Below are 22130 nucleotides of genomic sequence, written 5' to 3' on the forward strand. Positions count from 1 at the left end.
CCCGGTCAGCCGTCGAGCAGGACCTCGCGCAGGACCGCGGCGCTGCGACGCCCGTCGTGCAGCTCCGCCACGAGCGCGGGACCCGCGGCGGCCGTCGCGCGCGCCGTGTCGCGGTCCGCGAGCACCGTGCGCAGCGTGCCGCCCAGCGCGTCGCCGGCGGACTCGAGCACGGGCAGGTCCCGCCCGGTCGCGGCGCGGACCTCGGCCCGGACCTGCGCGTCGACGTGGCTCACGACGAGCCGTCCCGCGGCCATCGCCTCGCACGCCGCGACGCCGTAGATGCCGAGCCGGAACTGGTCGAGCACGACGTCCGCGTCCCGGTACAGCGCGCGCACCTCCTCGGCGGGCACCCCGGCGACGACGCGCCGCTCCACGAGCCCCTCGGCGACGAGCGGCGCGAGCGCGCGCCCGACGAGGTCCGCGCCCTTGAGCACACCGTTGCTCGGCGCGAACACCACCCGCGGCACCGCGCGCTCCAGCACGGGCGCGTCGCTCGCCCACGCGTCCGCGTCGACGACCACCGGGCACCACCGTGCGCCCGGCCAACCCGGCAGCAGGTCGGGCGTGGAGATGAGCACGGGGCCGTCGAACCCCGAGGCGCGGCGCCGGTTGCGCAGCGCGACCGACTCGAGCGCGCGCGTGCGCGGGTCACCACCGGGCCCCGCGCGGAACGGCGAAGCCTGGTGGGTCGCGGCGTGCCGGCTCGGCACGCGCACGTCCGTGCCGTGCCACAGCAGCGCGACGCGCACACCCCGGGCCTGCAGCGCACGCGCCTCGGCGACCGGGTCGAAGCCGTGCAGCCGCCCGAACAACGGCCGGCCCGCCTCGATCACGACCGCCTCGACGCCGGCGACGACCGCGTCGAACACGCGCTGCTGGTACGCGCGCGACGCGCGGTGCACCACGGCCAGCGGCGCGGTGTGGTCGGCGCCGTGCCGGAACCTCGGGTCCGCCGTGAACGCCCACGCCACGGCGGGCACGCCCGAGCGGTCGAGCGCGGCCGCCCACGCGAGCCCCTGGCCCGCGAAGTTCGCCGGTCCGAGCAGCACGCGCGCCGGGCGACCCGACCGGGGCGAGACCAGCGTCGGCACCGCGCCCGGGTCGGCCGTCCACGGCGCGCGCGCCCACTTCACCGCGTCCAGCGCGCGGTCCACGGCCGGGGGGAGCGCGTGCCGGCGTGTCGTGAGGACGGACGCCGCACCGGCGGCGAGCGCGCGGGCTCGTCGAACCACGGGTCCTCCTCGTGTCTCGGCGGTGCTCCGCCGGTGCCGTGCGCGTCGCGTCGCGCCGACCCATTGTGACGGCCCGCGCGCCTCGCCGAGCACGCACGCGCGGCCCCGTCGGGCAGGCACCGCGTACCCTCGGGGGCGGCCCGCACCCGCTCTCCCGAGGGACGATGACCACACCGAAGCACCTGCTCCACCTCGCGTGGGGCTTCCCGCCGTCGCGCGCGGGTGGCGTGTACCGCGCGCTCGCGACCGTCAACGCCTTCGCCGCTGCGGGCTGGGACGTCACCGTCGTCACCGCGAGCCGCGAGACGTTCGAGCGGTACACGGGTGCGGACACGTCGCTCGAGGCGCTCGTCGACCCCCGCGTCACGGTCCGGCGCGTGCCGTTCGACTGGCCCGCGCAGGACACCGACATCCGCGGCTACTCGGCGCTGCGCGTCGCGCTCCCGCCCGTGTGGGCGCGCCTGCGCCGCCTCGCCGACGAGGTCCCCTTTCCCGAGGCGTCCTACGGCCCGTGGCGCGCCCGGCTCGCCGCGGCCGCGCGCGCCGTACACGCCGAGCACCCGGTCGACCTGACCCTCGCGACCGCGAACCCGCACGTGACGTTCGCCGCGGCGCACGACCTGCGGCGCGCCGCGGGCGTCCCGTACGTCATGGACTACCGCGACGCGTGGCGGCTCGACGTGTTCTCGGGTGCGACGACGGCCTCCGCGCACTCCCGCGTGGGTCGCTGGGAGCGTCGGCTCGTCGCCGACGCCCACGAGGTGTGGTTCGTCAACGAGCCGATCCGCGCGTGGCACCGGGAGCAGTACCCGCACGCCGCGGACCGGATGCACGTCGTCGCGAACGGCTGGGACCCGTCCCTGCTCGAGGTCCCGCTGGTGCACACGCCGCGCCCCGGCCCGGGCCTGCGGCTCGCGTACCTCGGGACGGTCACGCCCAAGGTCCCGCTGGCCGAGCTGATCGCGGGCTGGCGCCTCGCGCTGGCCGACGGACGCCTGCCCGCCGGGTCCACGCTCACGCTCGGCGGCCACCTGGGCTACTTCGCCGTCCCCCAGGGGACGCTGGCGCAGGCCGTCGCCGACGCCGCGGCCGACGGCGTGCGGTACGTCGGTCCCGTCGCGAAGGCCGACGTCTCACGGTTCTACGCCGACGCCGACGCGCTCGTCCTCGCGCTCGGGTCCGGCCGCTACGTGAGCAGCGGCAAGGTCTACGAGTACGTCGCCGCGGGCCGCCCCGTCGTCGCGGTGCACGACCCGCGCAACGCGACCACCGACGTCCTCGCGGGGCACCCGCTCGTCGCGCGCGTGGAGCAGGTGACGCCCGCCGAGGTCGCGCGCGCCCTCGGCGAGGTCCCCGCGCTCGTCGCGGCCGCACCCGAGCACGCCGACACCCTCGCCCGCCTGGGCCTCGCGTACCGGCGCGACGCCCAGCTCGCCCCGCGCGTCGCCGCGCTCGGCGCCGCCCTCGACGGAAAGCACGCATGAGCACCCGCACCGTCCTCGTGGTCGCCTCGCCCGACACCTCGGACCAGGCCGTCGAGTCCCTGGCCGCCCCGCTGCGCGCCGCGGGCGGCGACGTCACGGTCGTCGACCTGCGCGCGCCCGGCACCCGCACCGCGACCGGCCGGCTCGCCGCAGCCCTGTCCGGGACCACCGCCTCGTGGTCCGCGGCCCGCCGCGTCACCGCGGCGCAGCGCGCACAGCTCCGGGACGCCGAGCTCGTCGTCGCCGCCGACCGCACGGCCGTCCCCGCCGTGTGGCGCACGCGGCGTACCAACCCGAGCGCGGCACTGGTCAACGGCGTCCCCGCGGGGCAGCGCGTGCTCGCCGGGCGGCGGTGACGCTCAGACCCCGGCGGCCACCGGCGTCTTGACGAGGGCGGCCACCGCGTCGGCGAACGCCGACAGGTCGTCCTCGGCCACGTACGCGCCGCCCGCGGCGACGGCCGCGTCACGCACGCGCGCGAACCGGACCTCGTCACGCTGCCACTCCCGCAGGGCCTCGGCGGCGCCCGCGGCGTCGTCGACCACGACGCCCGCCGCGCTCTCGCGCACGACGCGCGCGCTGCGCGGCAGGTCGGTGGCCACCACCGCGAGGCCGCACGCGAGGTACTCGTAGAGCTTGCTGGGGATCGCGTCGCGGAACGCGGGAGTCTGGTCGAGCAGCAGCAGCCCGACCCATGCGCCGCGCGCGAGCGTCCACGCCTCGCGCGGGGGCTGGCGGCCGTGCCACCGCACGCACTCCGCGAGCACGGGCGACGCGAGGCGCTCGAGGAACTCCTCGCGGTCCGCGGGGGCGATGGGCCCGACGAGGTCGAGCTCCCACCCGGGAGCCGCCTCGACCGCGTCGAGCATGGCGAACAGACCGCGGCTGCGCCGCAGGTCACCGATGTACAGCGCGCGCGGGGTCGGCCCCGGCGCGGTCGGCCCCGGGAGCATCGAGGTGTCGGCGAGGTTGCGCACCACGAGGCGTCGCTCGACGTCCGTCATGAGGTGCTGGTCGGCGACGACGAGCAGGTCCGCACGCTGCGCGGCACGGATGCCGAGGCGCGCCCACACCGACGCGAGCGCACCGCGCACCCCCGACGCCCACGGGCGGTCCTGCAGCAGCAGCTCGTAGTCCTCGTGCACGTCGGTCACCACCGCGATCCGGCGGCCGGTGAGCCGGCGCAGGCCGCGCGCGAGCCACACGCCCGCCGCCGAGTCGGGGTCGAGCGCGACGAGCACGTCACCGCGGGCACGCAGGGGCAGCGTGAGCGCGTGCCACGAGCGGCGCACTCCCCCGCCCCGTCGCCACGAGCGGGTCGACGCCTCGGGCGGGCCGGCGGCGGCCTGGCCCAGCCCGAGCACCTCGACCTCGAGCCCGCGCCGGCTCAGCGCCGCGACCTCGCGGTGCAGGCGGGCGTCCGCGACGTCGTGGCCCGACGTCACGATGCTCACCTGCGGCCTCATCGCGCGCACCCCGCTCAGAAGTCTTCGAGCGTGAACGCGGTCTCGCCGACCTCGAGGAACTTGGTGTACGCCGCGCCGCACTCCTCCGGGGTGCCGCGCATCATGAGCTTGCCCTTGTGGATCCAGATCGCGTCGTTGCACAGCTGACGGATCGACCCGAGCGAGTGCGAGACGAGGAACATCGCGCGCGCCGAGGACATCAGCTCGTCCATCTTCGCGGCGGCCTTGTTCTTGAACTTCGCGTCACCCGCGGACAGTGCCTCGTCGATCAGCAGGATGTCCGGTTCCATGTGGACCGACACCGCGAACGCGAGCCGCTGCGACATGCCCGACGAGTACGTGCGCATCGGCATGTCCATGAACTCGCCGATCTCGGCGAAGTCCGCGATCTCGTCGGCGCGCTCCGCGACCTGCTCGCGCGTCAGGCCCTGCGCGAGCCCGCCGAGCACCACGTTCTCCCGCCCCGTGAGGGCCGAGTTGAACCCGACGCCGAGCGACAGCAGCGAGCTGATCTTCCCGCGCACCTCGATGCGGCCCGACGTGGGCGGGAGCACGCCCGCGAGCGCTCGCATGAGCGTCGACTTGCCCGCGCCGTTCGCGCCGAGGATGCCCAGCGCCGTCCCCACCGGGACGTCGAACGACATGTTCTGGATCGCCTCGACCTCGCGCACCGCGCGCTCGCCGCGCCCGAAGCGCACGATCGCGCTCTTCAGGGTCGGCACCTTCTCGAACGTCGTGCGGTACGTGATCGACACGTCCTGGACGCTGACCGCGGGCGGGACGCTCGTGTCGACCTGGTACTTGCGCTCGATGCGCGGCTCGACCGTGGCGGCGGGCTTCTTGGCCGCGGGCTTCTTGCCCGCCGGCTTCTTGGCCTTCGGCTTCGGGGCCGCCTCCTCGCCCGCGGGTGCCGTCTGGTCGGCGGGCGCGTCGGGCGCGGACGGCGCCGCGGGCGCGTCGGGCTGCTGCGGGTCGGCGGGCTGCGCGGGCGCGTTCGCGCCCGTCGCGGTGCCGGACGGTCGTCGGGAGTCGCCCGACGTGCTCACCTCAGAGGCGGACAGCGAACTCACGCTCCCTCGACATGAAGAACAGGCTCCCGACGACGGTCATGCCGACTGCCCACGAGGCCGCGGCGAGCCACATCGACGGCGACGGGATCTGTGCGTTCAGCACCAGCTCCGTCCAGCCACCGACCATCGAGAACAGGGGGTTCACGACAACCATGAGGTCGACGTACTTCGCGACCGGGCTCGTGTCGAGCGAGTCGATCGACCAGAGGATCGGAGACATGTAGAGCCAGATGCGCGTGAAGAACGGCAAGAAGCTCGACGTGTCGCGGAAGTACACCTGCAGGGTCGCCAACACCGCGGCGATACCGATCGAGAAGAGCGTCATGAAACCGAGGAACACCAGCGCAAGCAGCATCTGGGGGCCCCACGGCTCATCCGTGAACGCCTTGAGGATCAGCACGACGGGAAGGGTCGGCAGGAACCGGAAGAACGCCGTGCGGACCGCGGACATCGGCATGAGGAGCCGCGGGAACGCCATGTTCATGATGAGCCGCCCGCCGCCCGTCACGGAGCTGGCGCCCGCTGACATCGACCCTGACACGAGGTGGAAGACGAAGAGGCCGCTGACGATGTGGGCCAGGGTGTCCGCGCCCCCCGATCCGCGCAGGATCACGACGAGGATGTAGTACACGAGCGCCATGAGCAGCGGGTTCAGGATCAGCCAGAGCTGGCCGAACACCGTCTGCGAGTGAGCGGCACGGATGCTGGCCTTCGACGACTCCGCCGCGAACGGCAGTCGCGCGCGCAGGTCGCGGAAGTACGGTCCGAACCTCGGCAGGCCCGCCCGGTGGGGCGAGTAGACCTGCAGGTCCGCGTCGGCATCGCGCACGACGTCCTTGGTCGACATGTGGTGGTCAGTCCTCCGTCACGTGACGGTCAGGCCCCGGGCCTTCGGTCGGGGCCGGACGGGGCGCATTCGCCGCAACAGGATAGACGACGCCCGTCGTCGCCCCCGCCGGGGAGGCAGCGGCGGTCGTCCCGGGAGCGACCGCCGGTGCTCCCGCACGCGGAAGTCCGCGCAGGAAGCCGGAGCCCCACGCGAGGTGCATCGTGGCGACGACGCCGGGCAGGCGGCGGCGTGCCGCGGGGGGCAGGTCGCGGCCGACGACGGCGCAGCCCGCGACGACGGCCGCGGCGTACCCCACGGGCGCGGCGAGCCCGACGAGGAGCCAGCGCGGGCCGGCGGTCGCACCGACGGCCGCGACCGCGGTCCCCAGGGCGATCCCGGCGACCGCGGCGGGGGGCGCGAGGTAGCGCAGCCCGGCGGTCTGCGGGTGGTGCTTGATGACCTGGCGCCGCCACTGCCCCGTGCGGAAGAACTGCCGGGCGAGCGCGCGCACGTCGCCGCGCGGCCGGTACGTCACGCCGAGGTCGGGCACGAACCAGACGACCTCGCCGGCCTCCCGCAGCCGGTGGTTGAGCTCCCAGTCCTGCGCGCGCACGAAGTGCTCGTCGTACCCGCCGACCCGCTCGAGCGCGTCGCGCCGGAAGACCCCCAGGTACACGGTCGGTGCGGGCCCGGGCTCGCCCCCGGTGTGGAACGCGGCGGAGCCGATGCCGAGCGGGCTGCTCATCGCCCGCGCGACGGCGTCCTCGAACGACGTGGTCCCCACGGGCACCATGCGTCCGCCGACGTTGGCGGCGCCGGTCTCGAGCAGGGCATCGACGGCGCGCCGCACGTAGTCCGGCTCGAGCTCGCTGTGGCCGTCGACGCGCACGAGCACGTCGTGCCGCGCGGCGGCGACCGCGAGGTTGAGCCCGTCGGGCGTGCGTCCGGTCGGGTTGTCGATGACCCGCACGCGGGCGTCGCGCCCGGCCAGCTCCTGCGCGATCTCCAGCGTCCGGTCGTGGCTCGGTCCGACGGCCAGCACGACCTCGAGCTCGCCGGCGTAGTCCTGGCCCAGGACCCGCTCGATCGCGGCCGTCAGGTGCCGCTCCTCGTCGCGCACCGTGAGGAACACGGAGACCGGAGGCAGGTGGCTGGTGCCGTCGGGCTCCGACGGGCTCTTCGCGGGGGACATCGCCGACAAGGCTAGCCCAGGCGACGACGTGCGCAGGCTCGCGCGCGACGCCCGTCAGGGCGATCCGGGACGGTTGCCTCGGCGCCCGGCGCGACTGCGCGACCCGCCGCTGTGACCTGCGACGTCACCCGTTCGCCGGGTGTGCGCGCATCTCCACAATCTCTCCACCGGGCACCTGCGAGCACTCCCCCTCTCACGCCGAGGGGGCTCCCTAGGATCGACCGCGTGACCAGCACCCCTGCCTCCTCGGCCCGCCACGCCTCCGCCGCGCGTCCGTCAACGGTGCGCCACGCCCGTCACCACCGCACCGGCCACATCCTGCGCGGGACCGCGCTGGCGACGGTCGCGCTGCTCGCGTTCGGCGGCACCGCGGCGTACGCGGTCTACGCCAGGCTCAACGGCAACATCAACCACGTCGACGTCTCGGGCCTCATCGGCCCGCGGCCGACGGGCGGCGCGCAGGTCGGCGAGGACCCGAACGCCGGCAAGGACGTCAACATCCTCCTGATCGGCTCGGACTCGCGCGAGGGTGCCAACGGGGAGATCGGCGGTCGCGTCGCGGGCGGCATGCGTTCCGACACGACGATCGTCATGCACATCTCGGCGGACCGGGACCGCGTCGAGATGGTCTCCATCCCGCGTGACTCGATGGTCGAGATCCCCTCGTGCCAGACGACGAACGGGGCGACCGGCGCGAGCAGCTACGCGATGTTCAACGAGGCGTTCGCGCGCGGCTGGGACCTGGGGCTGGACCTGCAGTCGGCGGCCGCGTGCACGTGGCGCACGGTCGAGGCGAACACGGGCATCACCATCCACGACTTCATGCTGGTCGACTTCGCCGGGTTCCAGACGATGGTCGACGCGATCGGCGGCGTGGACATCTGCATCCCGCAGGACATGGACGACAAGAAGGCGAAGCTGCACGTCGAGGCCGGCAACAAGACGTTGGACGGCAAGACCGCGCTGGCGTTCGCGCGCTCGCGGCACAGCCAGGTGAGCGACGGCTCGGACATCGGCCGCATCGGCAACCAGCAGCGGCTGCTCGCCGCGATGGCCTCGCAGACGCTGTCGAAGAACGTCCTGACGGACTGGACGGACCTGCTGGGCCTGCTCAACGCCGCGACCAAGTCGCTCACGACGTCGATGCACACGCCCGACATGGCCGGCCTCGCCTACAGCGCCCGGAGCATCCGCACTGGCAACATCACGTTCATGACGATCCCGTGGGGCGCGGCGCCCGACGACAAGAACCGTGTGGTGTGGACCGACGAGGCCGACATCATCTGGTCGAACATCGCTGCGGACACGCCGCTGCTCACCGGCACGTCCCAGGACCCGGGCGCGAAGGCCACGGACAAGCCGTCCGCGACCGCGACGCCCACGCAGGGCCAGACCGCCGAGCCGACCAAGGCGCCCACGCCGAAGGCCACGCGCAAGGCCGGCCGCGAGGCGTTCACGCTCGACGACAACACGGGCAGCTGCTGAGCATGGCGCGCGACGAGCGGGGCACGCCGCCGAGCTTCGCCCCGGGGTCCGGCGGGAGCCGGCCCACGGGGCAGGACGCGGTCGTCGTCGGCTCGTCGAGGTCACCCGGTGGTGCCGGGACGCCGCCCCCGCCGCCCGCGCCTCCTCGCACCGCCGCACCTCCTCGCACCGCCGCGCCCCGGGCCGCCACGAGCCGGCGCCCCACGGCGCCCCGCGGCACCGGCGGCACTCCCCCGTCGTTCACGCCGGGCGACGAGACCGCGCGGACCGCGCCGCGTCGCACGGCCGCCCCGTCGGGTCGCACCGCGGCCTCGTCGGGTCGCACCGCGGCACCGTCGGGTCGCGCGCCGGGCAGGCCGACGACCGGCGGCGCCACGGCCGGCCGACCCGTCCCGCCCGCCGGGCGCGCTCCGGCGGGCCGCGGTCCCGGCGGTCCCACGGGTCCCGGCGGCGCCGCCGTCGCGGGCCCGGACCAGGCTCCCCCGCGTCGCCGCCGCGGCCGGATCGCCCTCGCGGTCGTCGCGCTCGTCCTGGTCCTGCTGCTCGCGTGGCCCATCGGGCTGCTCGTGTGGGCCAACGGCAAGATCCAGCGCACGGAGGCGCTCTCCGGCGCGGACGGCACGCCCGGCACCACCTACCTGATCACCGGGTCCGACTCGCGCGCCGACGGCGGGGTCAAGGACGACGGCACGCAGGGCCAGCGCTCCGACACGATCCTGGTGCTGCACGTGCCGGACAGCGGCCCCACCGCCCTCATCTCCCTGCCGCGCGACACGTACGTCCAGATCCCGGGGCACGACCCGAACAAGATCAACGCGGCGTTCGCGTTCGGCGGGGCACCGCTGCTCGTGGAGACGGTCGAGGAGCTCACGGGGCTGACGGTCGACCACTACGCCGAGATCGGCATGGCGGGTGTCAAGGACGTGGTCGACGCGGTCGGCGGTGTGCGCCTGTGCTACGACCACGACGTCGACGACCGTGACTCGCACATGAAGTGGTCGGCGGGCTGCCACTCCGTGGGCGGCCAGAAGGCGCTGCAGTTCGCCCGCATGCGCAAGGCCGACCCGCTGGGCGACATCGGCCGCGGTCAGCGTCAGCGTCAGCTCGTCGGCGCGGTGCTCGACAAGGTCGACCCGAAGTCCCTCGCGCTGCACCCGTCGCAGCAGGTCTCGCTCGTGTCCGCCGCGACGGACGCGCTCACGGTCGACGAGTCGAGCGACGTCGTCGACCTCGCCCGGCTCGCGCTCGCGTTCAAGGCCGCCAACGGCAAGGGCGGCATCACGGGGACACCGCCCATCGCGAGCATGGACTACCGTCCCGGCGGCGTCGGCTCGACCGTCCAGCTCGACCCGGAGCGGACACCCCCGTTCTGGAAGGCGATCCGCGAGGGCACGCTCGAGCCGGGCACCGTCGGGGGCGACTGACTCCCCGGCGTCCCGGCCGCACCGGTCAGTCGCGCGCCGCCGTGACGATCCCCGCGCCGACGGTCCGCAACGTCGACTCGTCGACGAGGATGAACGACCCGGTCTCGCGGTTCAGCTCGTACTGGTCGACGAGCACGGGGGTCGCGGTGCGCAGCCGCACGCGGCCGATGTCGTTGAGCTCGAGGGTGTCGGCACCCGGGTCGCGGTGCAGCGTGTTGATGTCGATCCGGTAGTCCACCGCCGTGACCTTCGCGCGCGTCGAGCGCGTCGTGTGCTTGAGCCCGTAGACGACGCCGGGCCGCAGCGGCGCGGTCTCGTCCATCCAGCACACCTGCACGTCGAGGTCCTGCGTCGCGTGCGGCGTGTTCGCCGGGCGGCACAGCATGTCGCCCCGGCTGATGTCGAGCTCGTCGGCGAGCCGCACGACGACCGACATCGGCGGGAACGCGACGTCGACGGGCTCGCCGGCCTGGTCGATCGAGGCGATCGTCGAGGTGAACCCGCTGGGCAGCACGACCACGGGGTCGCCCGGCCGCATGACGCCGCTGGCGACCCGGCCCGCGTACCCCCGGTAGTCGCGCGCGGAGCTCGACTGCGGGCGGATCACGTACTGCACCGGGAAGCGCACGTCGATGAGGTTGCGGTCGCTCGCGACGTGCAGGTGCTCGAGATGCCCGAGCAGCGTCGCGCCGTCGTACCAGGGCGTGCGCGCGCTGCGGTCCACGACGTTGTCCCCGAGCAGCGCGGACACCGGGATGAACGTCAGGTCGTGCGTGCGCAGCCGCGCCGCGAAGTCGGCGAAGTCGGCGCGGATCTCGTCGAACACGTCCTGCGACCAGTCGACGAGGTCCATCTTGTTCACGCACACGACGAGGTGCGGCACGCCCAGGAGCGTCGCGAGGAACGCGTGGCGGCGGCTCTGCTCCGTCATGCCCTTGCGCGCGTCGACGAGGATCAGCGCCGCGTCCGCGGTCGAGGCCCCAGTGACCATGTTCCGCGTGTACTGGATGTGCCCCGGGGTGTCCGCGATGATGAACTTGCGCCGCGGCGTGGAGAAGTAGCGGTACGCGACGTCGATGGTGATGCCCTGCTCGCGCTCGGCGCGCAGGCCGTCGGTGAGCAGCGCGAGGTCGGTGTAGTCGTCGCCCCGGTCGGCGCTGACCCGCTCGACCGCCTCGACCTGGTCGGTGAACAGCGACTTGCTGTCGTACAGCAGGCGTCCGATCAGCGTCGACTTCCCGTCGTCGACGGAGCCGGCGGTCGCGAACCTCAGCAGATCGCTCATGTCTAGAAGTACCCCTCGCGCTTGCGGTCCTCCATCGCGGCCTCGCTCACCCGGTCGTCGCCGCGCGTCGCGCCGCGCTCCGTGAGCCGGGCGGCCGCGATCTCGTCGATCACGTCCTGCACGGTCGCGGCGGTCGACTCGACCGCCGCGGTCAGGTTCGCGTCGCCCATCGTGCGGTAGCGCACGCTGCGGCGCGTGACGGTCTCGCCCTCCCGGGGCTCGACGAACGCGTTGACCGCGTAGAGCATCCCGTCGCGCTCGACGACGTCGCGCTCCGCGGCCAGGTACAGGTCGGGGATCGCGACGTCCTGCGCACCGATGTACGACCAGATGTCGAGCTCGGTCCAGTTGGACAGCGGGAACACCCGGATCGACTCGCCCGGGTGCACGCGGCCGTTGTAGAGCGACCAGAGCTCCGGGCGCTGGTTCTTCGGGTCCCACTGGCCGAACTCGTCACGGAACGAGAACACCCGCTCCTTGGCGCGTGCCTTCTCCTCGTCGCGCCGCGCCCCGCCGAACAGCGCGTCGAAGCCGTGCTGCTCCGCGGCCTCGAGCAGCACGGGCGTCTGGATGCGGTTGCGCGAGCCGCTCCGCTCCTCGCGGACCAGCCCGCGATCGATCGCCTCCTGGACCGACGCGACGACGAGCCGCAGCCCGAGCTCGTCGACGACCGCGTCGCGGAACTCGATGACCTCGGGGAAGTTCAGCCCGGTGTCGACGTGCATCACCGGGAACGGGATGCGCGCGGGCGCGAACGCCTTCACCGCGAGGTGCAGCATGACGATCGAGTCCTTGCCGCCCGAGAACAGCAGGCAGGGCCGGCGCATCTCGGCCGCGACCTCGCGCATCACGTGGATGCTCTCGGACTCGAGGGCCTCGAGGTGGCTCAGCTGGTAGTGCGGCTGGTGGTGCGGTCGGCTCGTGGTCACGGGGCACCATCCTCCCGGGTCGGCGGGGCGTCGGGTGCGACGAGCGCCTGCGCGCGGGCGACGAGACCCAGGAGCTCGTCCGCGCGCTCGGGCTCGCACACGAGCAGGTCGGGCAGCCACGGGCTGCGCCGGTTGTACTCGAGCGCGGCGCCGTCGACGCGCGAGCAGTGCAGACCGGCCGCGGTCGCGACCGCGACCGGCGCGGCCGAGTCCCACTCGTACTGGCCGCCCGCGTGGACGTACGCGTCGGTCCGGCCCGTCACGACCGAGGCGACCTTGACCCCCGCCGAGCCCATGGGCACGAGCTCGACGTCGGCCAGCGTCGCGAGCGCGTCGACGAGCGCGGGCGGGCGCGAGCGGCTCACCGCGAGCCGCAGCGGGCCGGGCCGGCGCGCGGGCCGTTCGACGCGCGCGTCGGTGCGCAGCACCGTCCCTCGTCCGGGCAGCGCCACGGCGCCCGCGACGAGCCCCCGCCCGCGCTGCCAGAGCGCGACGTGCACCGCCCAGTCGTCCCGCCACGAGCCGTCGTCGTGCCGTTCGGCGTACTCGCGGGTGCCGTCGAGCGGGTCGACCACCCACACGCGGTCGGCGGACAGGCGTGCGCCGTCGTCGGCGGCCTCCTCCGACAGCACCGCGTCGTGCGGGCGCGCCCGCGTCAGCTCGCGCGCGAGGTATGCCTGGGCGGCCGCGTCGCCCCGCGCGCGCAGATCGGTCGTGTCGCCCTGGTCACGCTCGGCGAGCAGCACCCGGCCCGCGCCCTGCGCGAGCGCGGCGGCCAGCTCGTGGTCGGTCATGCGTCGTCCTCCTTGAGGGTCAGCGTCGAGCGCAGCGCGCGAGCCGCACCCACGAGCCGCGGCGCCGACGCGTCGACCACGTCGTCGTCCGCGGCGGTGCGCGGCGGCCGCAGCACGGTCCCCAGCCCGCCGACGACCGCGACGCCCGACGCGGTCACGCGCGCCACGAGGAGCTCGCCGAGCTCCGCGACCTGCGGCTGCAGGTCCTCCGGCACGCCGAGCGCAGGCTCGTCGGGACCCGTGGACCACCGCGAGAGCGCCGTGCGCACCTGGGCCGGGGTGAGGCCCGACGCGCGTCGACCCAGCGCGCCCGTGTTGCGCAGCCGCAGCACCGCGGCCTCGCGGTCGCTCATCGCCCGGACCACGCGACCCGCCCGCACCACGCGCGTCGGGAGGTCCAGCATGCGCACGGGTGCGTCGACCAGCAGCGCACCGTCGGACGGTCGCGGCACCAGCACCGTGACTCCCTCCACGCCCACGCGGCGCGTCCACACCTCGAGGAGGTCCTCGCGGTCGGCCGCCGCGAGCGGCACGCGGCCCGGCCCGCCGGCCGCGAGCGCGGCGGTCAGCCACGACCGCAGGGTCTGCGTCCCGCCCGCGAGCAGGTGGTCGGCGTAGCAGCCGAGCAGGACGTCCCCGAGCGGGCGGAGCGTGACGAGCACGCGCGCGTCCCGCAGGTCCGAGTCGGGCACCGCACCGGGGTCCAGGGCCCAGGCGTCGTCGCTCACGAACGTCCGGCGGCCCGCGGCGGGCGCGTCGGGCGACAGGTCGACCCCGTGCGCGCTCAGCGCGTCGGCGGACGCGGCGAACGCCGCGCGCAGGCGATGCCCGCCCGTGTGCGGCGGCCCGACGTGCACGAGCCGGCCGGGCGCGGGCACGAGGTTCACCCCGTCGAGGCGGTGCCGGCGCTGCGTCCCCGCCTGCGCCTCGGCGACGAGCTCCTCCGCCCGCTCGAGCAGACCTGCGAGCGCGATCGTCGCGACGTCCAGCGGCACGCTCGTCGTCGTGTTCGACGCGGGCGGGTCCGCCGGGACGCGCGCGAGCTCGTCGAGCGAGCCAACCACGCGCACACCCGACGCGCGGACCTCGTCGGCGACCTGCCGGCCGAGCGCGGCGACACCCGCGACGAGCGGCGCCGGGATGGTCGGCCGCACCGTCCCCGGAGGCGGCTCCCACCCGTGCAGCATGGGCGTGACCGCCCCGCGGTAGACCAGCGCGCGACGGCGCGCGGCGGGCACCCGCAGCCGGCGCGTGCGGACGTTGAGCTGCCGCACGAGCTCGCTCTCGGGCAGGGTCATGCCGCGGTTGCGCTCGCTCACCGCGAGCGTGCCGGCCGGGATCGCGAGCAGCTGCTCGAACACCGAGAACAGCCGCTCGGGCGCGGAGCGCTGCAGCACGACGACCGTCACGTGCTCGGCACCGAACACCCGCGCCCACCGGTGCGTGAGCCACGTGTCGTCCGCGCGGTGGAACGTGCGCACGCGCTCGGGCCGGCGCAGCCGCGCGGCGAGCCAGTCGTCGAACGGTGTGGGCTCGCCGTTGCGGACCGCCTGCTGCCACATCGAGGGCAGGAAGCCACCCATGTCCCGCAGCGTGAGGACGACGTGCGAGCGCGGGCCGACGAGCTCGCGGACGCGACGCACCTCGTCGAGGTCGGACCAGGTGAGCTCCTCGGAGCTCAGCAGCACCCGGCTCGTCGTGTCCGCCGCGAGCGCCGCCCGCAGGTCCCCCAGCCGGTGCTGCCCGGCCGTCTGCGTCTCGACGCTCGCCCACCGAACAGCGCGCGGAACGCGAGCGCGTGGTTGACGTCCGCGCCCGGGTACTGCACACCGGCCGCCTGCAGCTCGGCGCGCTGGTCGTGGAACGCGCCCTGCACCGACGACGTGCCGGTCTTGTGCGCGCCGATGTGCACGAGCCGCGTGCCCTCCGGGAGCGGCTCGAGGACGAGGTCAGCCACGGGCCACCTCCGCGCGCGCCTCGTCGACGAGCGCGAGCGTGCGCACGAACACCCCCGCGAGGAGCTCGCCGACGAGCTCCGCGTCGACCTCGTCGGCCGCCCCGGAGGCGTGCGTCGTGCCCATCCCGTGCGCCGTGCCCGTCCCGTCCGCCGCGAGCCGCAGCACGTCGGCGACGACGTCCGCACGCAGGCGGTCCCGCAGCGTCCCGGGCTCCGTCGGGGCCAGCGCCGCGGTGACCCGGCGGACGAGCTCGAGCGCCGCGTCGGACGGGAGCGGGCGGTCGTCCTCGGCCCCGGCCTCGGACCCGGCCTCGGACCCGGCGTCGGCCCCGCCGTCGGCCCCGCCGTCGGTCTGGACCGCGGGCTCGGCGGCCCACTCGTCGAAGGTCCGCACGTCCCCCGCGAGCACGGCCCGCGCCCAGGCACGACGCTTCGCCGCGGCCCTCTCGTCGTCGAGCCGCACCGTCGCGGTCGTCCGGTCGTCGTGCTGGGCGTCGTGACCTGCGGTGATGCCGGGACGTTCGGGGGACGTCAGTGCACTGCCTTTCCTCACGGTCCCGCACAGGCGGGCCGACGGGCTCTCCGGCGCCCGTGGGGGACGCCGGAGGTCCGGCGGCGGGCACCGACCCATACGGTAGCGTTCAGCCTCGGCCGGGCCGCGCCACGTCTCGTCGTGCCCGGGACCGAGTCTTCAGGAGGACATCCCCCATGGGTCGACTGCGATCGACAGCTGGCCGCGCCAAGCGCTCTCTCAAGCGGAGGGTGCGCAACGTCGTCGCACCGGCCGTCGCCTCGGACGCGAAGAAGGCCAGCAAGGCCGCGCGCGACGCGGCGACGTCCGCGGACCTCGCCGAGAGCGCGCTCGCGGAGGTCCGCCGCCTCGTCGGCGGCCTGCCCGGTGGCGTCACCGTCACGGCGGCGCGCCCGACGACCGCGAAGGTCTCCGGCCGCAAGCCCGTCGTGGGCCTCGCCGGGTTCTTCGGCGACGGCAACTACGGCGACGAGCTGTTCCTCGAGGTGTTCAAGCAGCACCTCGGCCCGCACTTCGAGCTCAAGGTCCTCGCGGACCTGCCGAGCACGCCGTACTTCTCGCGCGACGTCAAGGACGTGGTCGCGGACGTCGACGCGATCGTCATCGGCGGCGGCGACATCCTGCAGCCGTGGAACCAGGACCCGCGCTACTTCAACCACGCGTTCCTGGCCAAGCCGGTGTTCGTCGTCGGCATCGGCGTGCCCCAGTACACGGGCCCCAACGCGCCCGAGGAGAAGGAGCACATCGTCGCGCGGCACCGCCGCTTCATGGCGCACCCGAACGTGCGCCGGATCGGCGTCCGCGACGACCAGGCCGCCCTGTGGATCCGCGACCGGCTCGACCCGCCGGGCGAGATCCTCGTCGCGCCGGACATCGTCTCGAGCCTCGACCTGCCCCCGGCGACGAAGCCCGCGGGTGCGCCGATCCTGGGCGTCGTGACCCGCTTCCGCCCCAACCGCGCGAAGCCGGACGACTACTCCGAGGTCGTCAAGCTCGCGCAGCACGTGACCGAGCAGGGATGGCGCGTGCGCCAGATCATCCTGGGCACGAACAACGTGGGCAAGCGTGACCTCGCGAACGCGGAGGACTTCGTGTTCGAGGGCAAGGAGGTCGTGTACTCCGAGGACCTCGACGACCTGTCGCGCGCGATCGGCGAGTGCACCACGCTCGCGTCGATGAAGTTCCACGGCACCGTGGTCGCGACGATGTACGGCGTGCCGTCGATCGTCATGATCCCGACGAACAAGAACATCAACTTCATGCACCGCATCGGGCTCGACGCGCTCGTGTCGAGCTTCGACTCGCCGCAGCTGATCGAGAAGTTCGACGGCCGGCCCGAGGTCGACCCGACGGACCTCGCGCGGATCCGCCGCCAGGCGACGGAGCACATGCGCGGGCTCGCGAACGCGATCGCCGAGGCGGTCGTCGCGCGCTGACCGCAGCACCGCACCCCGCAGCGGGGGTCGACGCCTCAGAGGCCGTCGACCCCCGCTGCGCGTAGGGCCGCCAGGACGGTCGCGACCGCGCCGCCGATGTCGTCGCGCGACGTGTCCAGCACGACGTCCGCGTCGTGCGGCACCTCGTACGGCGAGGACACCCCCGTGAACTCCGGCAGGTCCCCCGCCCGGGCGCGCGCGTACAGGTGCTTGCGGTCACGCGCCTCGCAGACCTCGAGGGGCGTGGCGACGTGCACGAGCACGAACCCCGCGACCGCCTCCGTGCGGCGGCGCACGTCCGCGCGGTCCTCCTCGAACGGCGCGATCGCCGCGACGAGCACGATGCCGCCCGCGCCCGCGACGAGCGAGGCGACGTAGCCGATGCGCCGCACGTTCTGCGAGCGGGACTCGCGGTCGAACCCGAGGCCCGCGGACAGCATGTGCCGCACCTCGTCGCCGTCGAGCACGGTGACCTGCCGGGACACGGACGTCTGCAGGCGCTGCGCGACGGCCTTGGCGACGGTCGACTTCCCGGAGCCCGACAGCCCCGTGAACAGCACGACCGCGCCGGGCCCCGCGCCCGCGTCGCGCGACGACGCCAGCTCCCGCACCGAGGCGGCCGGGAACCGTGCCTCGAGCACGGCCGCGCGGCGCTGCTCGGCCTCGGCGTACGCCACCCGCGCTCCGCTGGGCGCCGCCGTGAGGTCGAGGACGTCGGTCGCGCCGTACGCGCGGGCGAGCTCGTCGAGCGTGGGCTCGCCGCCCGGCCACGCGAGGCGCTCGAGGCGCGCGCCGCGCGCCCACGGGACCGCCACGACCTCGACGGGCACCGCGACCCGGCCCGAGCGCGTCAGCTCGTCGCGCAGCGCGGCGGTCGCCCGCACGACGCCCGCCGCCGTCACGTCCAGCGCGTGCGCGGGGCGCGGCGGTGCGACGAGGCAGAGCAGGAGGACGGTGCGTACGTCCCGGGCCCGCTCGACGAGCCCGTCGACCTGGTCCAGACCGACCACGTCGTCGACCAGGACGCCCAGCGCGGGTCCGTCGCCCACGCGGTCCCGGACGGCGTGCGCGGCCACGCGGGCACGCGGGTCCGCGTCCTCGCCGCCCCGCAGCCCGCGGGGGCGCAGCGCCGCCAGCGGGTGGCCGCCGCGCTCGCGGACCGCGACGGGCGTGTTCTCGTCGTCCAGCAGGACGACGGCGCCGTCCGGGGCGGCCGCGACCACCGGGTGCCGGTCGGCCGGGATCGCCCCGCCGAGCGCGAGCTCGACGGCGTCGGCGTCCGTCGCGCCGAGGACCAGCTGGGGTAGACCGCTCCAGCGGGTCCAGTCGTCGCTCATGATCGCCCAGGTTATCTCGACCCCGGAGGTCGACAACGCGTCCCGGCGCGGGCCGTCACCCGTCCGCGGCGGTCCCGCTCGGGTGCGGCTCGGGGCTGCCCGTGCGGTCCCGCGCGTCGTCGTCGCGCTCGTCCAGACCCGTGGCGGCGAGGATCCGGTCGGCGACGAGCGGGCCCAGCGAGCGCGCGTACGTCGCCGTGATGTGCCCCGCCGTGTCCCGGTACGCGAGCACGCCGCCGATGACCACGGGGCACCCGGTGTCCGTGCAGTACAGGTCCTGGATGTCGACGTAGTGCGCCCGGGGCACGCGTTCCACCGCGAGCTGCAGCAGGTCGACCACGGCGAAGCCCTCGTCGAGCGGGATGGTGCAGCCCGCGGGGTCCTGCCCGATGCGCGCGACGCACGCCAGGGCCGCGTCGCTCACGATCGGACCGTCCGAGACGGCGACGACCTGCGAGCCGCGGCGCGCGACGTCGCGCATCATCGCCGCCATGCCGGGCACGCGCGAGAGCTTCTCGGCGCCGACCGCCGACCGGCTGCCCGACGTGATGACCAGGTCGTAGGGCTCGCCGTCGAGCAGCTTCGAGCGGATCTCCTCGGACGTCTCGACGCAGTTCTCGTTCACGTCGCGGCTCAGGGAGCACCCGTTGCCCACCATGACGGTGACGCGCCAGCCGCGCTCGTCGGCCTGCTCGAGCAGCCCGGGCAGCAGGGCCGCGGCGTGCGAGTTGCCGACGACCGCGACCCGCAGCGAGCCGTCCGGGTCGCCGTCCTCGCACGTGCGGGCGCCGGACGTGGGGGTCGAGTAGCAGTCGTACGCGCGCTCGGTGTCGTGCTCCGCGTCCTGCGGCGAGGGCACCATGCCGGCGAACGTGACGCCCGCGCACGCCTCGCGGTGCTCGAGCGCGAGCGCGCCGCGGCAGTCCGCCTGCACCACGGGGGGTGCGGTGGCCGTCGGCGTCGCGTTCTGCTCGAGCGCACGCACCCCGGCCGCGGCGCCCGCGACGACGAGCACCGTGATCGCGCTCGCCGCGACCAGCGGGGTGCGCAGCCGTCGCGCCGTCTCGCGCCGCGGCAGCCCGCCCACGTGCCGCACCGGGTTCTCGACGAGGTGGTAGGCCGGGAGCGCGAGCGCCACGCCCCCGGCGAGCGCCACGGGCACGAACCACGGCGAGTCCTCGGCGAGCAGCGTGGGCAGCAGCACGACGACGGGCCAGTGCCACAGGTACAGCGAGTAGGACGCGTCGCCCACGTAGTTCGCGAACCGGTTGGTGAGCGGCCACGGGCCGCGCACGCCCGCGCCCTCGCCCGCGGCGATCACGAGCGCGGTGGACAGCACCGGCAGCACGGCCCACGGTGCGGGGAAGCCCGCGTCCTCCCGCACGACCAGGAGCGAGACGACGATCCCCGCGAGCCCCACCCAGGCGAGGACGGGCCGTGCACGCCCGAGCGTCATGCCCAGGCGCGCCGCGGCGATCGCGACGAGCGCACCGATGCCCAGCTCCCACACCCGCGTGAGCGTCGAGAAGAACGCGTAGGTCGGCTGCGCCGAGGTCTGGACGACCGCCCACACGAACGAGGCACCGACGACGACGCTCATCGCGGCGAACAGCGCACGGCCGTGCCGCGCCGCGCGCTCGCGCCCCGCCGCGCGGCGCGCCGTCAGGACGAGCAGGCCGAGCATGAGCCACGGCCACACGAAGTAGAACTGCTCCTCGACGGAGAGCGACCAGAAGTGCTGCACGGGCGAGGGCGGCAGCCCCTGCGCGAAGTAGTCGGTGCCCTCGCGCGCGAACCGCCAGTTGACGACCGTGAGCGCCGCGGCGACGGCGTCGCGCACCGTGCTCGCCAGGCGGCTGCCGCCCACGAGCACGGCCGTGAGCCCCACGGTCACGGCGAGCGTCAGGAGCGCGTTGGGCAGGATGCGGCGCACGCGGCGCGCGTAGAACCCGCGGAACGAGATGGTGCCGCTGCGGCGGTGCTCGCGCAGGAGGAGTCCGGTGATCAGGTAGCCGCTGATGACGAAGAACACGTCGACACCGACGAACCCGCCGTGCGGCCAGCCGACCACGTGGTCGGCCATCACGGCGATCACCGCGACGGCACGCAGCCCCTGGACGTCCCTCCGGCGCACTGCCGGCGTCGGGCGTTCGGCCGACGCCGCCACGGCCTCCGCGGTCGCCGACGTCATGCGGCGGCCTCGATCGTCCTGGCCATCGTCCTGGGGGCTCCTTCTGCCACGGCCCGCCTCCTGACGGCGGGCCTGAGCGCTCCGGAAAGATACCGCCCTGCCCCGGCACCCGACGACGCCGCAGGTGAGCCGCTCCGGCGTGCCGCGCGCGCACGCCGCCCGCCCGCGCTCCGGTACCCTCGGCCCGGTGGACGAGCCTGGCGACTACCTGCGGCGCGTCGGTGGCGTGCACGCCTTCCAGTGGAACCCGCTGCGCGAGGTCGACGGCGAGACGCAGCTGCTGAACAACTTCGGCGACCTGCTCGGCCCTGTCGTGGTCGAGCTGGTGCTCGAGTCGATCGCCCCCGGCACCCGGCTCGAGCAGACGCCCGAGCGGCGCGTCGTGTCCGTCGGCTCGGTCATGCACTTCGCCCGCCCGCGTGACGTGGTGTGGGGCACGGGCATCAACGGCAAGGTGACGAACGCGCGCGTGCACGGCGAGCGCAAGCTCGACGTCCGCGCCGTGCGCGGCCCGCTGTCCGCCGCGTACATGACCGCGCGCGGCATCGACGTGCCCGAGGTCTACGGCGACCCGGCAATGCTCCTGCCCATGCTCATGCCCGAGCTGTCGCTCTGGACGCGCCACCAGGTCACCGACCTGCTGGTCGCCCCGAACCTCAACGACCTGCGCTCGGGGCCGTCGTGGCCGGTCGACCCCGAGGCGGGGCAGCGCCTGCTGGTCCCGACCGACCCGCTGCGCACGGTCCTGCGGACCATCGCGCAGTCCCGGTTCGTCGTCGGGTCCTCCCTGCACGCCGTGATCATCGCGGACGCGCTCGGCATCCCCGCGCGGTTCGTGGCCTCCGCGAACGAGTCCGTGTTCAAGTACCGCGACTACCTGGCGGGCACCGGCCGGCCCCTGGCGCGGATCGCGGACTCGGTCGACCAGGCCCTCGAGCTCGGGCCGCACGAGCCCCCGGTGATCGACCTCGAGCGCCTGCTCGCGGCCTTCCCCCGGGACGTCTGGGCGCTCGGCTCCCGGCAGACCGGGTGGGCGGGGCGGGAGTTCGGGGTCGCGCGGTTCCCGCGCGTCGTCACGAGCGACCTGCTGCGGGCGACCCGCGACGAGCTGTCGGCCGACGACCTGCGCGCGCGCTGGCTCGAGCAGCTCGTGCCGCGCGCGGTGAGTGCGGCGACGGGCGAGGAGGTCGCGCCGCTGGTGCTCGAGCCGACCGACCGGGCCACGGAAGACCAGGCCACCGCAGACCAGGCCACCGCGGACGAGGCCACCGCAGACGAGGCGCAGGCCGACGACGCGCCCGCCCTCGCCTCGGGCGCCTCGTCCGACGACGCGTCCGACGAGGCGCCCGACGACCCGCTCGAGGTCGCGGCGACGTACCGCGCGCTCGTCGTGCCCGGCCTGGACACCACGACGCTGGAGGACGACCAGCGCGACCTCGCCGAGCTCGTGCAGCACCGCGACGCGGCACGGCTCGCGGTCGCGGCCC

At 75.0% G+C, this 22130-nt stretch carries 19 protein-coding genes; 6 read left to right on the plus strand and 13 right to left on the minus strand.

Going from position 1 to position 22130, the window contains the following annotated elements; all coding sequences use genetic code 11:
- Nucleotides 1-5 precede the first annotated feature (5 nt).
- The gene (locus CUD01_RS01265; RefSeq protein WP_141318029.1) at nucleotides 6-1232 is read right to left on the minus strand and encodes a hypothetical protein; all 1227 of its coding nucleotides are present in this window, start codon (nucleotides 1230-1232) and stop codon (nucleotides 6-8) included.
- Between the two features lie 164 nt (nucleotides 1233-1396).
- Here CUD01_RS01265 and CUD01_RS01270 point away from each other — a divergent pair, with 164 nt between their 5' ends.
- Entirely contained in the window at nucleotides 1397-2716 is a 1320-nt protein-coding gene (locus CUD01_RS01270) for a glycosyltransferase (RefSeq protein WP_141318031.1), read from the plus strand.
- Complete coding sequence (locus CUD01_RS01275) at nucleotides 2713-3072, plus strand: NADPH-dependent FMN reductase family protein (protein WP_141318033.1); 360 nt, start codon at nucleotides 2713-2715, stop codon at nucleotides 3070-3072. The genes CUD01_RS01270 and CUD01_RS01275 overlap by 4 nt, the downstream gene beginning before the upstream one ends.
- Before the next feature lie 3 nt (nucleotides 3073-3075).
- Here the strand turns inward: CUD01_RS01275 and CUD01_RS01280 are convergent, their stop codons facing one another.
- From CUD01_RS01280 to CUD01_RS01300, 4 genes are read right to left on the minus strand one after another with little or no spacing between them, the layout of a single operon-like run.
- Nucleotides 3076-4170, minus strand: coding sequence for a glycosyltransferase (locus CUD01_RS01280; protein ID WP_244937603.1), 1095 nt, complete (start codon nucleotides 4168-4170; stop codon nucleotides 3076-3078).
- Nucleotides 4171-4196: 26 nt separating this feature from the next.
- Nucleotides 4197-5252 (minus strand): ABC transporter ATP-binding protein, encoded by a 1056-nt coding sequence (locus CUD01_RS01285; RefSeq protein WP_244937604.1) that lies wholly within the window; start codon nucleotides 5250-5252, stop codon nucleotides 4197-4199.
- On the minus strand, nucleotides 5230-6099 hold the full coding sequence (locus CUD01_RS01295) for an ABC transporter permease (protein WP_141318037.1): 870 nt from the start codon (nucleotides 6097-6099) through the stop codon (nucleotides 5230-5232). The genes CUD01_RS01285 and CUD01_RS01295 overlap by 23 nt, the downstream gene beginning before the upstream one ends.
- A gap of 7 nt (nucleotides 6100-6106) precedes the next feature.
- The gene (locus tag CUD01_RS01300) at nucleotides 6107-7273 is read right to left on the minus strand and encodes a glycosyltransferase family 2 protein (protein ID WP_141318039.1); all 1167 of its coding nucleotides are present in this window, start codon (nucleotides 7271-7273) and stop codon (nucleotides 6107-6109) included.
- Between the two features lie 225 nt (nucleotides 7274-7498).
- Here CUD01_RS01300 and CUD01_RS01305 point away from each other — a divergent pair, with 225 nt between their 5' ends.
- Both CUD01_RS01305 and CUD01_RS01310 read left to right on the plus strand, forming a co-directional pair.
- Nucleotides 7499-8758 (plus strand): LCP family protein, encoded by a 1260-nt coding sequence (locus tag CUD01_RS01305; protein WP_244937605.1) that lies wholly within the window; start codon nucleotides 7499-7501, stop codon nucleotides 8756-8758.
- A 2-nt stretch (nucleotides 8759-8760) separates the two neighbouring features.
- A complete protein-coding gene (locus CUD01_RS01310) occupies nucleotides 8761-10182 on the plus strand; it encodes an LCP family protein (RefSeq protein WP_141318041.1) in 1422 nt (473 codons plus the stop codon).
- 25 nt (nucleotides 10183-10207) lie between these two features.
- Here the strand turns inward: CUD01_RS01310 and CUD01_RS01315 are convergent, their stop codons facing one another.
- Genes CUD01_RS01315 through CUD01_RS01340 form a run of 6 tightly spaced genes read right to left on the minus strand, consistent with a single transcriptional unit; the run spans nucleotide 10208 to nucleotide 15700 of the window.
- Nucleotides 10208-11467: a sulfate adenylyltransferase subunit 1 gene (locus tag CUD01_RS01315; protein WP_141318043.1), complete on the minus strand. Its 1260-nt coding sequence runs from the start codon at nucleotides 11465-11467 to the stop codon at nucleotides 10208-10210.
- Nucleotides 11468-11469: 2 nt separating this feature from the next.
- Entirely contained in the window at nucleotides 11470-12396 is a 927-nt protein-coding gene (cysD, locus tag CUD01_RS01320; RefSeq protein ID WP_141318045.1) for a sulfate adenylyltransferase subunit CysD, read from the minus strand.
- Nucleotides 12393-13190 (minus strand): 3'(2'),5'-bisphosphate nucleotidase CysQ, encoded by a 798-nt coding sequence (locus tag CUD01_RS01325; RefSeq protein WP_141318047.1) that lies wholly within the window; start codon nucleotides 13188-13190, stop codon nucleotides 12393-12395. The genes cysD and CUD01_RS01325 overlap by 4 nt, the downstream gene beginning before the upstream one ends.
- On the minus strand, nucleotides 13187-14878 hold the full coding sequence (locus tag CUD01_RS01330) for a hypothetical protein (RefSeq protein ID WP_141318049.1): 1692 nt from the start codon (nucleotides 14876-14878) through the stop codon (nucleotides 13187-13189). Before CUD01_RS01330 ends, CUD01_RS01325 begins: the two co-directional genes overlap by 4 nt.
- On the minus strand, nucleotides 14869-15147 hold the full coding sequence (locus CUD01_RS01335) for a hypothetical protein (RefSeq protein ID WP_141318051.1): 279 nt from the start codon (nucleotides 15145-15147) through the stop codon (nucleotides 14869-14871). Before CUD01_RS01335 ends, CUD01_RS01330 begins: the two co-directional genes overlap by 10 nt.
- The gene (locus CUD01_RS01340; RefSeq protein WP_141318053.1) at nucleotides 15140-15700 is read right to left on the minus strand and encodes a hypothetical protein; all 561 of its coding nucleotides are present in this window, start codon (nucleotides 15698-15700) and stop codon (nucleotides 15140-15142) included. Before CUD01_RS01340 ends, CUD01_RS01335 begins: the two co-directional genes overlap by 8 nt.
- Nucleotides 15701-15909: 209 nt before the next feature.
- Here CUD01_RS01340 and CUD01_RS01345 point away from each other — a divergent pair, with 209 nt between their 5' ends.
- Nucleotides 15910-17115: a polysaccharide pyruvyl transferase family protein gene (locus CUD01_RS01345; protein WP_166771968.1), complete on the plus strand. Its 1206-nt coding sequence runs from the start codon at nucleotides 15910-15912 to the stop codon at nucleotides 17113-17115.
- Nucleotides 17116-17150: 35 nt separating this feature from the next.
- Here the strand turns inward: CUD01_RS01345 and cysC are convergent, their stop codons facing one another.
- Both cysC and CUD01_RS01355 read right to left on the minus strand, forming a co-directional pair.
- Nucleotides 17151-18452, minus strand: coding sequence for an adenylyl-sulfate kinase (gene cysC, locus CUD01_RS01350; protein ID WP_141318055.1), 1302 nt, complete (start codon nucleotides 18450-18452; stop codon nucleotides 17151-17153).
- A gap of 55 nt (nucleotides 18453-18507) precedes the next feature.
- On the minus strand, nucleotides 18508-20643 hold the full coding sequence (locus CUD01_RS01355) for an acyltransferase family protein (RefSeq protein ID WP_141318056.1): 2136 nt from the start codon (nucleotides 20641-20643) through the stop codon (nucleotides 18508-18510).
- 187 nt (nucleotides 20644-20830) lie between these two features.
- Here CUD01_RS01355 and CUD01_RS01360 point away from each other — a divergent pair.
- On the plus strand, nucleotides 20831-22130 hold a 1300-nt coding region (locus CUD01_RS01360), incomplete at its 3' end, for a polysaccharide pyruvyl transferase family protein (RefSeq protein ID WP_141318058.1).

Source organism: Cellulomonas uda (assembly GCF_006538705.1).
In the GTDB taxonomy this organism is placed as follows: Bacteria; Actinomycetota; Actinomycetes; order Actinomycetales; family Cellulomonadaceae; genus Cellulomonas; species Cellulomonas uda.

Bases quoted from the DNA above. Each gene is read 5' to 3' on its own strand.
- CUD01_RS01270 (WP_141318031.1), top strand. From the start codon at position 1,397: ATGACCACACCGAAGCACCTGCTCCACCTCGCGTGGGGCTTCCCGCCG.
- CUD01_RS01275 (WP_141318033.1), top strand. From the start codon at position 2,713: ATGAGCACCCGCACCGTCCTCGTGGTCGCCTCGCCCGACACCTCGGAC.
- CUD01_RS01295 (WP_141318037.1), bottom strand. From the start codon at position 6,099: ATGTCGACCAAGGACGTCGTGCGCGATGCCGACGCGGACCTGCAGGTC.
- CUD01_RS01300 (WP_141318039.1), bottom strand. From the start codon at position 7,273: ATGTCCCCCGCGAAGAGCCCGTCGGAGCCCGACGGCACCAGCCACCTG.
- CUD01_RS01310 (WP_141318041.1), top strand. From the start codon at position 8,761: ATGGCGCGCGACGAGCGGGGCACGCCGCCGAGCTTCGCCCCGGGGTCC.
- CUD01_RS01315 (WP_141318043.1), bottom strand. From the start codon at position 11,467: ATGAGCGATCTGCTGAGGTTCGCGACCGCCGGCTCCGTCGACGACGGG.
- CUD01_RS01325 (WP_141318047.1), bottom strand. From the start codon at position 13,190: ATGACCGACCACGAGCTGGCCGCCGCGCTCGCGCAGGGCGCGGGCCGG.
- cysC (WP_141318055.1), bottom strand. From the start codon at position 18,452: ATGAGCGACGACTGGACCCGCTGGAGCGGTCTACCCCAGCTGGTCCTC.
- CUD01_RS01355 (WP_141318056.1), bottom strand. From the start codon at position 20,643: ATGACGTCGGCGACCGCGGAGGCCGTGGCGGCGTCGGCCGAACGCCCG.